Source organism: Actinoallomurus vinaceus, assembly GCF_039542055.1.
Lineage (GTDB): Bacteria > Actinomycetota > Actinomycetes > Streptosporangiales > Streptosporangiaceae > Actinoallomurus > Actinoallomurus vinaceus.
Genome location: NZ_BAABHK010000004.1, coordinates 280412 through 293530 on the forward strand (window position 1 = coordinate 280412; position 13119 = coordinate 293530).

A 13119-nucleotide genomic window follows, 5' to 3' on the forward strand; every position below is an offset into this window, starting at 1 on the left:
GGAGCGGCATGCGCCGCTCCCTCCCGGACGTTATCGGCGGAGGCCGAGACGCTCGATCAGCTGCCGGTATCGGTTGATGTCCTTCTTCTGCAGGTACTGCAGGAGGCGACGGCGGCGGCCGACCATCAGAAGCAGGCCACGACGGCTGTGGTGGTCGTGCTTGTGGGTCTTGAGGTGCTCGGTGAGCTCGTTGATCCGCTTGGTGAGCAGCGCGACCTGGACCTCGGGCGACCCGGTGTCACCGTCGACGGTGGCGTACTCGGCCATGATCTGCTTCTTGGTGGCGGTGTCCAGCGACACGGCTCTCCTTCTCTATCGGGTACGCGGTATGGAGTTCGAATGCACCCGGAAACCATGCGTACCCACAGTCTCCTGGGTGGAGGGGCCGCGACTCGGTGAGTCACCTCGCCCTGCGCGGGGCAGCCGGCTACTGCCGGTCACTTCCCCAGCGGCAAATCACGGTACCACGTCATGTCGAGCAGCCCATTATCAAGCTCAACGCCTCGGTGTACCGGGATGTTCCCTCGGTCCGGTCAGGAGCCGGTGATCTCCCGGGCGCGCGCGACGTCGTCGTGCATCTGCTCGATCAGCGACTCGATCGATTCGAACTTCAGCGTGTCACGCAGCCGGGCGGTGAAGTCGACGCTCACGTGCTCGCCGTACAGGTCGAGGTCGTCACGGTCCAGGGCGTACGCCTCGACCGTGCGGTCCTGCCCCTCGAACGTCGGGTTGGTGCCGATGGAGATCGCCGCCGGCCAGCACGCGTCGGGGAAGCCCGCCGATTCGTCGCCCCGCAGCCGCCCGTACTCGGCGCAGTTCAGGTAACCGGCGTAGACCCCGTCGCTCGGGATCGCGGTGTACGGCAGGGTCTCCAGGTTGGCGGTCGGGAAGCCGAGCTCACGGCCGCGCCGCGCGCCGCGGACGACGACGCCCTCGACCCGGTGCGGACGGCCCAGCAGAACCGCCGCGCCCTCGATGTCCCCGGCGGCGAGCCGCTCGCGGATCCGCGTCGAGGAGATCGGCTCGCCGTTGGCGACGAGCGGGACGCCCTCCGCCTCGAAGTCGTACTTGTCCCCCAGCTCCCGCAGCAGCGCGACGTCTCCGCGCGCCTTGTGGCCGAAGCGGAAGTCCTCTCCCACGACCACGCGCGCCGCGTGCAGCCGGTCGACGAGCACCGACTGGACGAATTCGTCGGGCCCCATCCGGGACAGCTCCAGCGTGAACGGCAGGATCATGACCGCGTCGGCGCCCAGGCCCGCCAGCAGCTCGGCGCGCCGCTTCGGCGTGCACAGCAGCGGCGGGTGCGTGCCGGGCCGCACGACCTCGTCCGGATGCGGATCGAACGTGATCACCACCGCCGGCAGTCCGAGCTCGCGTGCGAACTCCGACGCCCGGGCGACGATGCGCTGGTGCCCCAGGTGCACCCCGTCGAACACCCCGATGGTGACGACGGACCTGCCCCAGTCGGCGGGCACCTCGTCGAGGCCATGCCAACGTCGCACCTGTCCACCCCTTTCGCGGTCGGTCTAAAGCCTGCCACACCGATGACAGCGGGTCGGTTTCGGCTCATGATCAGGCCATGCCCCTCGCCTGGAGACCCGTGCTGGCCGTCAGTATCGCGGCCGGCGTCGTACTGACCGCGCTGAGCGCCCGGTACGGCTACCACAGGGACGAACTCTACTTCCGTGTCGTCGGCGCGCATCCGGCATGGGGGTACCCCGACCAGCCTCCGCTCGTCCCGCTGTACGCGGCCGCCGCCGGAGGCTCGCTGATGCTGCTGCGCCTGCCCGCGACACTGGCGTTCATGGCGGGCGTGGTGCTGACCGCCCTGACCGCCAGAGAGATGGGCGGCGGCCCGCGTGCCCAGACGGTCGCGGCGCTGTCGTGGGCGGTCACGCCGGCGCTCGCGGTCGGCGGGCACCTCATGCAACCGACGATCTTCGACGTCGTCGCCTGGACCGCGGTGACCTTCCTGGTCACCCGCTGGGTACGGGTCCGCGACGACCGTCTCCTGCTCGGCGTCGGCCTGGTCACCGCGGTGGCGCTGCAGATCAAATTCATGATCGTGTTCTTCCTCGCCGCGCTGGTTGTGGGCGTGCTGCTCGCCGGGCCTCGCGAGGTGTTCCGCCGTCCGCTGCTGTACGCCGGTGCTGCGGTGGCCGTCCTCGCCTGGCTGCCGGGCCTGTGGTGGCAGGCCCGGCACGGCTGGCCGCAGCTGGAGATGGGCCGAGTCATCGCGGCCAAGGGGACCGACGGCGGCCGGCTGGGCTTCCTGCCCTGGCAGGTGATCGACACCGGTGTCTTCACCGCGCCGATCTGGATCGCGGGGCTGGTGCGGCTGTGGCGGGGGCCGTGGCGGCTGTTCGTCTGGGCCTACGCGTTCCTGCTGCTCGTCTTCCTGGTCACCGGCGGCAAGCACTACTACATGATGGGCGCGTACCCGGCGCTGTGGGCCGCCGGAGCCCAGGTCGTCGAGCGCTGGCGGCTGCGGTCGGTGATGTTCGGCGTCGTGGCGCTCACGACCGTCGGACTGCTGCTCCCGGTCTATCCGCTGCGGATCCTGCACGCGACGCCGGAGGCGGCGATCAGCTACGACGCCCGCGAGACGGTGGGCTGGCCGGAGCTGACGGCGGCGGTGGCGAAGGCGTATCGCCCCGGCTACGTCATCCTGGCCGGCGACTACGGCGTCGCGGGAGCGATCGACCGGTACGGCGCGAGGTACGGCCTGCCGAAGGCCTACAGCGGCCACAACGGCCTGTGGTACATCGGACGGCCGAAGGACGACGGCGCCCCCGTGCTCGTCCTGCCTGCACAGCGGGAGCTCCTCACGCGGTACTGGTCCGACGTCCAGATCGCCGGCCGGGTCGACAACGGCGTACGGATCGACAACGAGGAGCAGGGTCAGCCGATCTGGATCTGCCGTGGTCAGCGGGTGCCCTGGGACCGGCTGTGGCCGCAGCTCAAGCGGCTCGCCTAAAAGGCCCGGTCGGAGGCGTACGGGCGCAGGCGGACCTGAATCTCGCCGCAGACACAGCGGCTGTAGGTGACGACCCCCTCGGAGGTGAAGTGCCTCGAGAGGACCTCGTAGACGTCGGACTCGGGCCAGCCGCAGGTCGGGCAGTCGCTCACCGGGGTTTCCGCCTATGCGTCGCATCGGGTGTAATGGATTAGCTTGAGATGACACTTACATCCAAACACATCCGGGAAAATGGGGCAATGCGGATTACGGGCTACAAGAGCCATGGTGTGGGGGCCGCCGCCGCCCTCGTCAACGCGGTCACGAGCCGCGACGGCGACGACGGTGACGAGGCGCTGCGTGCGGTCCTGGGCGAGCACGGGTTCTTCGTGCAGCGCTTCACCCCGGCGACCGCCGCCGAGCTACGGCCCTGGGCCCGGACGCTCCGCTCCTTCTTCGAGGCCGAGAGCCTCGACGCGGCCGTGGCGCTGCTGAACGGCCTGCTGGCCGACGTGCCGATGCATCCGCACGTGGCCGATCACGACGAGCTGGGGCTGCACGTCCACTACGCGCCGCCCGAGGTGGACCTCGCGCACCGGGTCCGCGCGACGACGCTGATGAACCTCGCCGAACTGCTGTGCGACCACGGCATCGACCGGATCGGCGTGTGCGCCGCGGCCGACTGCGACCGGGTCTACGCCGACGACTCCCGAGGCGGGCGCCGCCGGTTCTGCTCGGATGCCTGCGCCAACCGTACGAACGTCGCCGCCTACCGCGCCCGCCGCCGCCAGCCCACGTGAACCGCTGATCGCCGAGGATCGTCGGTGTCAGCGGCCCGGGGATCCCCGACGCGGCCCGCTCAGCGAACGAGGACGGCGACCGGCCTCGCCGGCCGATCAGGGGACGAAGACCTCGACCGGCCTGGCGGCGAGGTCAGGGCACGAAGACCTCGGTCGGCCTGACCGGCCGACCAGGGGACGAAGGCCTCGACCGGCCTGGCGACGTGGTCAGGGCACGAAGACGGCGAGGGGCTTGGCGACGGGGCCGTGCTCCTCGACCAGGGCCAGCAGGGTGCCGTCGGGGCCGAACACCCCGATCGGGCCCTGGCCGAGCCCCGTCGCGGCCAGCCGGCCGCCGTGCGCGATCTTCCGTGCGTCGTCCTCGGAGACGTCGAGCCGCGGGAACGCGGCGGCGACGGCCTCCTCCATCGGCAGCACGATGAGCTCCTCGCTGAGCCGGTCGATCGTGTGCGCCATGGACAGGTCGTACGGGCCGACGCGGGTGCGGCGGAGGGCGGTCAGGTGCCCGCCGACGCCCAGGGCCGCCCCCAGGTCGCGGGCGAGCGCCCGGATGTAGGTGCCGCTGGAGCAGGTGATCGTCGCCGTCACGTCGAGCAGGTCGCCCTCGCGGCGGAAGTCGCCGAGCCCGAACTCGTACACGGTGACGGTGCGCGGCTTCAGCTCGACCTCCTCGCCGGCCCGGGCCCGCTTGTACGCGCGTTCGCCGTTCACCTTGATCGCGCTGACCTGCGGCGGGATCTGCTCGATCGGCCCGGTCAGGTCGACCACGGCGTTCCGTACGGCGTCCTCGGTCACCTCGGCCGCCGAGACGGTGGCGGTGGGCTCGCCCTCGGCGTCGTCGGTGTTGGTGGACTGGCCGAGGCGGATGACGGCCTCGTAGGTCTTCTCGGTGAGCGCCAGGTGCCCGAGCAGCCGGGTGGCCTTCTCGACCCCGATGACCAGCACGCCGGTCGCCATGGGGTCGAGCGTGCCGGCGTGCCCGACGCGTCGGGTGCCCGCCAGCCGGCGCATCTTGCCCACGACGTCGTGGGAGGTCCAGCCGGCCGGCTTGTCGACGATGACAAGTCCGTTCATGAGTGGGCGGCGACCTCGATCTGGGTCAGGAGCCCGCGCAGCCGGGCAACGGCCGGCTCGACCTCGCCGTGCAGGGTGAAGCCCGCCGCGGTGGGGTGGCCGCCGCCGCCGAGGGCCACGCAGGCCATGCCGACGTCGATGCGGCCCTTGGACCGCGTGGACACCTGCCAGGCGCCCTCGTCGTCCTCCTTGAAGACGACGGCGACCTCCGCCTCGTCCGTACGGCGGACGACGTCGATGACGCCCTCGAGCAGGTCGTACGAGAGGCCGTGCGCGGCGCGGTCGGCGCGCGTCACGGTCGTCCAGACCATGCCGAGCCCGCCCGCGACGTCCGGCTCCAGCCGCGCCCGGCCGAGCGCGGCCGCGAGCACCGGCAGGTAGCCGAAGGGCGCGCGGTCCCAGACCTCACGGGCGACCTGCTCGGGCCGGATGCCCGTCGCCAGCAGCCGCTGCGCGAAGGCATGGACCTCGGGGGTCGTCGTCCGGTACTTGAACGAGCCGGTGTCGGTGACCAGGCCGACGTACAGGTCGAGCGCGATGTCATGGGTGAGCGGGACACCCAGCCGGTCGATGAGGTGTTCGACGACCACGGCGGTGGCCGCCGCGCCGGGGTCGACCAGGTGCGTGGTGCCGAACCGCGTGTTGGACGCGTGGTGGTCGATGACGATCAGCTCCCCGGCCTTCCCGGCGTTGGCCGCCAGGCTGCCGAGGCGGTCGCTGCCCGCCGCGTCGAACGTGATCATCACGTCCGGCTCGGCGGGGAAGTCGGCCGGGTCGGTGAGCAGGTCCAGGCCGGGCAGGAAGCGCAGGATCCGCGGCACGACGAACGCGTCGCCGAACGAGGCCGTGAACGGCTTGCCCAGCGCGCGCAGCGCCTGCGCGAAGGCCAGCATCGAACCCAGCGCGTCGCCGTCCGGACAGACATGGCAGGCGAGGCACACCTCGTCGGTCCGCTGGATCGACTCGACCGCCCTGTCCCACTCGTCGGCGGCGATGGCTGGGTCCCTACCCGGCGCGGAGTTCACGACCGGGAGTATCCCGCGTCGTCGCCACCGTCGCTGTCGGTTTCGTCAACATCGTCCTCGACCAGCGTCTCCCGGTACGGGTTGGCGTCACCCGCGGGCCGGGCGTTCTCCGCCGCCTTGGCGACCCGCTCGTCGGAGGCGCGCGCCTTGGCGAGCAGATCGTCGATCTGGCGGGCGTTCTCCGGGAGCGCGTCCGGCACGAAGGTGAGGCTGGGCGTGTGCCGCACTCCGGTGCGCTTGCCCACCTCCGAGCGGATCACGCCCTTGGCGCTCTCCAGCGCCGCGGCGCTGTCGGCGCGCTCGGCGTCGCTGCCGTACACGGTGTAGTAGACCGTCGCGTCCCGCAGGTCGTTGGTCAGCCGCGTGTCCGTCACGGTCACGAAGCCGAGCCGCGGGTCCTTGATCCGCCGCTCCAGCATCTCCGCGACGATCTGCTGAATGCGATCGGCGAGCTTGCGAGCCCTCGCGGGGTCGGTCACAGTTCCTCCATTGTCGTTCGGCCGCCCGACCGGCTGGGGTCGGGGCGTGCCCTCACCGATGCCTCGCGAACGTCACTCACGACTCCTCCTCACTGAAGAGCCGCTGCCTGGCGGACAGGAGCTCGATCTCCGGCCGCCCGGCGATGAGACGCTCGCACGCCTCGAGCACCTCGACGCAGTTGCCCGCCGTGGCGGACACGACCGCGACGCCGAGCTCCGCCCGCCGGTGCAGGTCGAGGTGGCCGGTCTCGGCCGCCGCGACCGCCGGGAACCGACGTCGTATCTCGGCGACGATCGGGCGGACCACGGCGCGCTTCTGCTTGAGCGAGCGTACGTCGCCGAGCAACAGGTCCAGAGTCAGCGATCCCACATACACAACGGTCACCCCGCGCGATCCGTTCCGGTCATCCGCATTTCAATCACCGGCATGGGACGGCCGACAGCGAGATGGCGTGCGACAGAGCCGCACGCCACCGTGGAACCCACGCGGACCGCTTTCGTCCGCGTGGGCTCACTCCGTCTCGGAATCAGGCCGTCCGAGGCCTTCGAGGGTCAGATGCGCGGCTTCTCCCGCATCTCGAAGGTCTCGATGATGTCGCCGATCTTGATGTCGCCGTAGCCGACCCCGATACCGCACTCGAAGCCCTCGCGGACCTCGGTCGCGTCGTCCTTGAAGCGGCGGAGCGACGACACCGTGAGGTTGTCGGAGATCACGACGCCGTCGCGGATCAGACGCGCCTTGCTGTTGCGGTTGATCGTGCCGGACTGGACCATCGAGCCCGCGACGTTGCCGATGCGCGGCACCTTGAAGATCTCGCGGATCTCCGCCGTGCCGAGCTGGACCTCCTCGAACTCGGGCTTGAGCATGCCCTTGAGCGCCGCCTCGACTTCCTCGATCGCCTGGTAGATGACCGAGTAGTAGCGGATGTCGACGCCCTCGCGGTCCGCCAGCTCCTGCGCGTTGCGCTCGGGACGGACGTTGAAGCCGATGATGACCGTGCCCTCGGACGTGAGCGAGAGGTTCACGTCGTCCTGGGTGATCGCACCGACACCGCGGCGGATGACGCGCAGACCGACCTCGTCGCCGACGTCGATCTTGAGGAGCGCGTCCTCCAGGGCCTCCACCGAACCGGACACGTCGCCCTTGATGACGAGGAGCAGCTCCTGCACCTCGCCCTTCTCGAGGTCCTTGAACATCTCCTCGAGCGTGCGACGCCCGCGGCTGCGGAGCAGCTCGGCGTTGCGCTTGCGGGCCTGACGGCGGTCGGCGATCTGCCTGGCCATCCGGTCGTCGTCGACGACGATGAAGTTGTCGCCGGCGCCGGGGGTGGCCGACAGGCCGAGCACCAGGACCGGACGGGACGGGAGCGCCTCCTCGACGTTGTTGCCGTTCTCGTCGAGCATCGCCCGGACGCGGCCGAAGGCCTCACCACAGACGATGGAGTCGCCGACCCGGAGCGTGCCGCGCTGCACGAGCACGGTCGCCACGGAGCCGCGGCCCTTGTCGAGGTGCGCCTCGATCGCGACGCCCTGCGCGTCCTGCTCGGGGTTGGCCCGCAGGTCGAGCTCGGCGTCGGCGGTCAGCACGATCGCCTCGAGGAGGTCGTCGATGCCCAGCCGCTGCTTCGCCGAGATGTCGACGAACTGCGTCTGGCCACCGAACTCCTCGGCGACGAGGCCGTACTCGGTGAGCTGGGCGCGCACCCGCTGCGGGTCCGCCCCCTCCTTGTCCACCTTGTTGACCGCGACGACGATCGGCACGCCGGCCGCGTTCGCGTGGTCGATGGCCTCGGTGGTCTGCGGCTTCACCCCGTCGTCGGCGGCGACCACCAGCACGACCAGGTCGGTCGTCTCGGCACCACGGGCACGCATGGCGGTGAACGCCTCGTGACCCGGGGTGTCGATGAAGGTGATCTTGCGCTCCTGGCCGTCGACCTCGGTCGCGACCTGGTAGGCGCCGATGTGCTGGGTGATGCCGCCGGCCTCGCCGGCCACCACGTTGGCGTTGCGGATCGCGTCGAGCAGCTTCGTTTTACCGTGGTCGACGTGGCCCATGACGGTGACCACCGGCGGACGGGACACGAGGTGCTCCTCGCCGCCCTCGTCCTCGCCGAACTCGATGTCGAAGGACTCGAGCAGCTCGCGGTCCTCGTCCTCCGGGCTGACGACCTGGACGTCGTAGTCCAGCTCGCCGCCGAGGACCTGCAGCGTCTCCGCGTTGACCGACTGGGTCGCCGTCACCATCTCACCGAGGTGCAGCATCACCTCGACGAGCGACGCCGGGTTGGCGCCGATCTTCTCGGCGAAGTCGGTCAGCGAGGCGCCCTGCGGCAGCCGGATGGTCTTGCCGTTGCCACGGGGAACACGCACGCCGCCGATCGCCGGCGCCTGCATGTTGTCGAACTCTTGACGCCGCTGCTTCTTGGACTTGCGGCCACGCGCGGGACGCCCGCCCGGACGGCCGAACGCGCCCTGCGTGCCACCACGGCCGCGACCGCCGCCACCGGGACGCGGGCCGCCGAAGCCGCCACCGCCGCCACCGGGACGACCGGCACCGCCGCCGGCACCCGCCGGACGGCCGAAACCGCCGCCGCCACCGCCGGGACGACCGCCGCCACCGGGACGACCGGCACCGCCGCCGGCACCCGGACGACCGCCACCGCCGCCACCGGGGCGACCGCGGCCACCACCGGGACCGCCGGGGCCACCGGAGTCACGCTGCGGACGGGACGGCATGTTCATCGGGCTGGGCCGCGGGCCGCCGGGCCGAGGCGGCATGCTGCCCGGGTTCGGACGGGGACCGCCCGCACCCGGAGCACCCGGACGGCCGGGAGCCGCCGGACGCGGCGGAGCGCCCGCCGAGCGGTCGCCACGCGGCGCACCCGGACGGTCGCCACGCGGCCCGCCGCCGGGACGGTCGCCGCGCGGACCCGCGGGGCGATCGCCACGCTGACCGGGCGGACCCGGACGCGGACCCGGCTTGGGCGCCGAACCCATGCCCGTGTTGGTCGAAGAGAACGGGTTGTTGCCCGGACGGGGACGACCCCCACCGGGGCGCGGACCGGGCGACGCCGGACGCGACCCGCCAGGCCCACCGGAACCACCGGGGGCGCCGGAACGATCCGGACGCGGAGCCGGACCCGGCTTCGGCCCGGGACCCGGACGACCGGCCGCGGGCCCCGGACGGGGACCGGGCTTCGGCCCGGGGGCACCGCCCTGCGGGGCGGGGCGGGGCGTCGCGGGACGCGGCGCGGGCTGCCGGGGACCCGGCTTCGGCGCCTCGGGCGCGGCCGGCGCCTCGGGGCGCGCGGCCTCCGCCTTGAACTCGGGCCTCAGATCCTGCCGGATCTCCGGCCGGGGCTCCTGCTTGAGCTCCGGCTTGGGCTCCGGCCTCGGCGCGGCCGGCTTCGGACCCGGAACCGGCCTGTTACGCGGACCCGGCTTCGGAGCCGGGGCCACTCTCCTGTCGGCGGACGGCTTGGCCGGTCCGCCACCGAATGCTTCTTTAAGTCTGCGTACAACCGGCGCCTCGATCGTCGAGGACGCCGAACGGACGAACTCGCCCATCTCGTTGAGCTTGGCCATGACGGCCTTGCTCTCGACACCGAACTCCTTGGCGAGCTCGTACACCCGGACCTTTGCCACTGCACTCCCTACTCGGCCCGGGGAAACGCGTCCTCGGACCGTCGCTACCTTGCGGTAATCATCGCTGCGTGCTCATCGAGCGCTCATAGCAATCTCGACCTGCTTCCGACTAGACGTCGCTTACAAACCGTCCTGCTGTGACTCGAACCAGTGCCGGAGCGCACTGACGTCGAGCGGCCCCGGCAGGCGGAACGCCCGCGGAAACGCCCGACGACGCTCGGCCAGCTCAAGACATGCCAGGTCAGGGTGCAGGGAGGCGCCCCGGCCCGGCAGTCGCCCGTGCGGATCGGGGGCGATGGAGCCCTCGATCACGACCAGGCGCAGCAGGTCGGACTTGGCCGCGCGAACCCGGCAGCCCACACACGTGCGCTGTGGGGCCGCTCGGCCACGATTAATGAGTCTACCGCGTCGACGCGTCTGCGGGACCTGCCGCATGCTCCCCTTCGGTGGAAGACCCGGTCTCCGTGTCGGGCCGGATGTCGATCCGCCAGCCGGTGAGCCTGGCGGCGAGACGGGCGTTCTGCCCTTCTTTTCCGATCGCCAGGGAGAGCTGGTAGTCAGGCACGATGACCCGCGCGACCCGCCCCTCGGCGTCGACGACCTCAACGTGGTGAACCCGCGCCGGCGACAGGGCATTCCCGACGAACTCGGCGGGCTCGTCGGACCAGTCGACGATGTCGATCTTCTCGCCGTGCAGCTCGTGCATAACGTTTCGAACCCGGCTGCCCATCGGCCCGATGCAGGCGCCCTTGGCGTTGACCCCCGGCTTGCGGGACCGCACCGCGATCTTCGTGCGGTGACCGGCCTCACGGGCGATCGCCGCGATCTCCACAGTGCCGTCGGCGATCTCCGGGACCTCGAGCGCGAAGAGCTTCTTCACCAGGTTCGGGTGGGTCCGGGACAGCTTCACCAGCGGCCCGCGGTGCCCCTTCTTGACCTGCACGACGTAGGAGCGGATCCGCTCGCCGTGGTCGTAGTTCTCGCCGGGGACCTGCTCCTCCGGCGGCAGGACGCCCTCCAGCTTGCCGAGGTCGACGAGGACGTTGCGCGGGTCCTTGCCCTGCTGGATCACGCCCGCCACGATGTCGCCCTCGCGCCCGGCGTACTCCCCGAACGTCAGCTCGTCCTCGGCGTTGCGCAGATGCTGCAGGATGACCTGTTTCGCGGTGGTCGCCGCGATCCGGCTGAAATTGGTCGGCGTGTCGTCATACTCCCGGACGCCGACACCCTCCTCATCGGTCTCCGTCGCCCAAACGGTGACGTGACCGGTCTTCCGGTCCAGCTCGACGCGCGCCTTGACCGCCGCGCCCTCGGTCCGGTGGTACGCGATGAGCAGTGCTTCCTCGATCGCCTTGACCACGAGGTCGAGAGAGATGTCCTTCTCACTCTCGAGACTCCGCAGGGCCGTCATGTCGATGTCCACGAGGCCTCCCCCTAGTCCTCGTCGCCGGCGACGCCGTCGTCGTCGCCCCGGCGGTTGAACTCCACCTGGACCCGTCCGCGGGTGAGCTCGTCGTAGCCCAACCGGTGCTCGCGGCCGTCGCTGTCCAGGACGACGGCAGTGTCGTCGGCGCTCGTGATCCGGCCGGTGATCTCCCCGCCCTCGGCGAGCGTCGCATGGACGAGACGGCCGGCCGCGCGCCGCCAGTGCCGCGGCTGGGTGAGCGGCCGGTCGACGCCCGGCGAGGTCACCTCGAGGACGTACGGTCCGGAGCCCATCGCGTCGCTCTCGTCGAGGGCGTGCGAGATCTCCTGGCTGACGTCCGCGACGCCGTCGAGGCTGATCCCGCCGTCGGCGTCGATCACGACCCGCACCTGCCGGCGCTTGCCGGCCGGGGTCACGATGACGTCCTCCAGATCGAACCCGGCACCGGCGATCACCGGTTCGAGCAGCCGCATGAGCGCGGCCCGGGTCTCGTGCCCGGATCCGCGCCGGCCCGCCTGAGCGCTGCCACGGCGGCCGTCCACGCTCATGTGGGCCCTCCTCCATGCCTGATGGGACGGTGGCCGCCCGATGCGCCCACTCCGCACCCAAGACTATCCACAGCCGAGGGGGCGGGGTGCCCGCATCGCCAGCAGCCGGGTACACCCTTGTGGAATGCTTGCGCAGCGGAGTCGATCAGATCATGAACGGAGGCACGCTTGGACGCGCTGCGGTTCTCAGGTCCCACGCGGCGCGCGGCGATGCTCGGCGGCTCCGCGGCGGCGCTGACCGCGATGGCCGGATGCACCAGTGTGGGCCAGGCGCAGGCGCCGCCCCCGGGCCCCGACGTGTCGGTGCTGACCGCCGCCATCGAGAGCGAGGCGACCCTCATCGCCCTGTACGAGGCGGTGCTCGGCGCGCATCGGACGCTGGCCGACCGGCTCAAGCCGCTGCACGATCACCACACGCAGCATCTCGCCGTCCTGCAACGCCACTACGTCCCCGGCACGAAGACCGGCACCGCGACGCCGACCCCTCGGCAGACGGCCACCGCGCCGGACAGCGAGTCCGGGGCCCTCGCGGCGCTGCGATCCGCCGAGCGCAAGGCCGCCGCGGCCCGCGCCGACGACGTCCGCCGGGCCGGCGCGGCGCTGTCCCAGCTGCTCGCCTGCATCGGCGCCTGCGAGGCCGGCCACGCCCAGGCCCTGGCCGGAGGGATCCGATGAGCGAGTCCCGGGGACCGGTGGGGGGTGTGCGATGAGCCCGGTGCAGGACACGGTGGCCGCGCTGCAGGCGGCGCTCGCCGCGGAGCATGTCGCGGTCTTCGGCTACGGCGTGCTCGGCGGGCACGCCGGGCCGGCGCAGCGGGAGAACGTCACGCTGATCTGGACCGCCCACCGCAACCGGCGCGACCGGCTGCGCGGCTACATCCAGTCCGCCGGCGGCCGTCCGGTGGCCGCGGCGGCCGCCTACCGGCTGCCGTTCAAGGTCACCTCGGCGAGCAGCGCCGCGCGGCTGGCCGCCACGCTGGAGGACGGCGTGGTCGCGGGATACGCGGTCCTCGCCGGGGCGAGCGACCCGAACCTCCGCCGCTACGCCGCCCAGGCGATGCAGGAGGCGGCCGTGCGCGCGGTCCGCTGGCGGGGCTCTGCGCCCACGGAGGCCTTCCCAGGCCTCCCGCCGAGCGCCCTTTCCCCCAACCCGCGGAATAAATGAC

15 protein-coding genes are annotated in these 13119 nt (G+C 71.8%); 4 read left to right on the plus strand and 11 right to left on the minus strand.

Features of this window, described 5'->3' with window-relative positions; all coding sequences use genetic code 11:
• Positions 1-30 precede the first annotated feature (30 nt).
• A complete protein-coding gene (rpsO, locus tag ABEA24_RS16470; RefSeq protein ID WP_345431709.1) occupies positions 31-300 on the minus strand; it encodes a 30S ribosomal protein S15 in 270 nt (89 codons plus the stop codon).
• A 233-nt stretch (positions 301-533) separates the two neighbouring features.
• A complete protein-coding gene (locus ABEA24_RS16475; protein WP_345431710.1) occupies positions 534-1502 on the minus strand; it encodes a bifunctional riboflavin kinase/FAD synthetase in 969 nt (322 codons plus the stop codon).
• A 77-nt stretch (positions 1503-1579) separates the two neighbouring features.
• Here ABEA24_RS16475 and ABEA24_RS16480 point away from each other — a divergent pair, with 77 nt between their 5' ends.
• Positions 1580-2977, plus strand: coding sequence for an ArnT family glycosyltransferase (locus ABEA24_RS16480; RefSeq protein WP_345431711.1), 1398 nt, complete (start codon positions 1580-1582; stop codon positions 2975-2977).
• Here the strand turns inward: ABEA24_RS16480 and ABEA24_RS16485 are convergent.
• The gene (locus tag ABEA24_RS16485; protein WP_345431712.1) at positions 2974-3129 is read right to left on the minus strand and encodes a hypothetical protein; all 156 of its coding nucleotides are present in this window, start codon (positions 3127-3129) and stop codon (positions 2974-2976) included. The genes ABEA24_RS16480 and ABEA24_RS16485 overlap by 4 nt on opposite strands.
• 87 nt (positions 3130-3216) lie before the next feature.
• Between ABEA24_RS16485 and ABEA24_RS16490 the strand changes: the two genes are divergently transcribed.
• Positions 3217-3756: a CGNR zinc finger domain-containing protein gene (locus tag ABEA24_RS16490; RefSeq protein ID WP_345431713.1), complete on the plus strand. Its 540-nt coding sequence runs from the start codon at positions 3217-3219 to the stop codon at positions 3754-3756.
• Between the two features lie 207 nt (positions 3757-3963).
• On the opposite strand, the gene truB is transcribed toward ABEA24_RS16490, so the two are convergent.
• The 8 genes from truB to rimP all read right to left on the minus strand — a co-directional run bounded on the left by truB (position 3964) and on the right by rimP (position 11953).
• Positions 3964-4830, minus strand: a complete 867-nt coding sequence (gene truB, locus ABEA24_RS16495; protein ID WP_345431714.1) for a tRNA pseudouridine(55) synthase TruB — start codon at positions 4828-4830, stop codon at positions 3964-3966.
• Positions 4827-5855, minus strand: coding sequence for a DHH family phosphoesterase (locus ABEA24_RS16500; RefSeq protein ID WP_345431716.1), 1029 nt, complete (start codon positions 5853-5855; stop codon positions 4827-4829). Before ABEA24_RS16500 ends, truB begins: the two co-directional genes overlap by 4 nt.
• Positions 5852-6334 (minus strand): 30S ribosome-binding factor RbfA, encoded by a 483-nt coding sequence (rbfA, locus tag ABEA24_RS16505; protein ID WP_345431717.1) that lies wholly within the window; start codon positions 6332-6334, stop codon positions 5852-5854. Before rbfA ends, ABEA24_RS16500 begins: the two co-directional genes overlap by 4 nt.
• A gap of 76 nt (positions 6335-6410) precedes the next feature.
• Complete coding sequence (locus ABEA24_RS16510; RefSeq protein ID WP_345432182.1) at positions 6411-6710, minus strand: DUF503 domain-containing protein; 300 nt, start codon at positions 6708-6710, stop codon at positions 6411-6413.
• 176 nt (positions 6711-6886) lie between these two features.
• Positions 6887-9979, minus strand: coding sequence for a translation initiation factor IF-2 (gene infB / locus ABEA24_RS16515; RefSeq protein ID WP_345431718.1), 3093 nt, complete (start codon positions 9977-9979; stop codon positions 6887-6889).
• 120 nt (positions 9980-10099) lie between these two features.
• Positions 10100-10339 carry a YlxR family protein gene (locus ABEA24_RS16520; protein WP_345431719.1) on the minus strand — a complete coding sequence of 80 codons (240 nt, stop codon included), beginning with the start codon at positions 10337-10339 and terminating at the stop codon, positions 10100-10102.
• Between the two features lie 40 nt (positions 10340-10379).
• A complete protein-coding gene (gene nusA / locus ABEA24_RS16525) occupies positions 10380-11402 on the minus strand; it encodes a transcription termination factor NusA (RefSeq protein ID WP_345431720.1) in 1023 nt (340 codons plus the stop codon).
• 11 nt (positions 11403-11413) lie between these two features.
• Positions 11414-11953, minus strand: coding sequence for a ribosome maturation factor RimP (gene rimP / locus ABEA24_RS16530; protein ID WP_345431721.1), 540 nt, complete (start codon positions 11951-11953; stop codon positions 11414-11416).
• A 168-nt stretch (positions 11954-12121) separates the two neighbouring features.
• On the opposite strand from rimP, the gene ABEA24_RS16535 reads away from it, so the two are divergent.
• Positions 12122-12628, plus strand: a complete 507-nt coding sequence (locus ABEA24_RS16535; RefSeq protein ID WP_345431722.1) for a hypothetical protein — start codon at positions 12122-12124, stop codon at positions 12626-12628.
• 31 nt (positions 12629-12659) lie between these two features.
• Complete coding sequence (locus ABEA24_RS16540; RefSeq protein ID WP_345431723.1) at positions 12660-13118, plus strand: ferritin-like domain-containing protein; 459 nt, start codon at positions 12660-12662, stop codon at positions 13116-13118.
• The last annotated feature ends 1 nt before the right edge of the window (position 13119 follow it).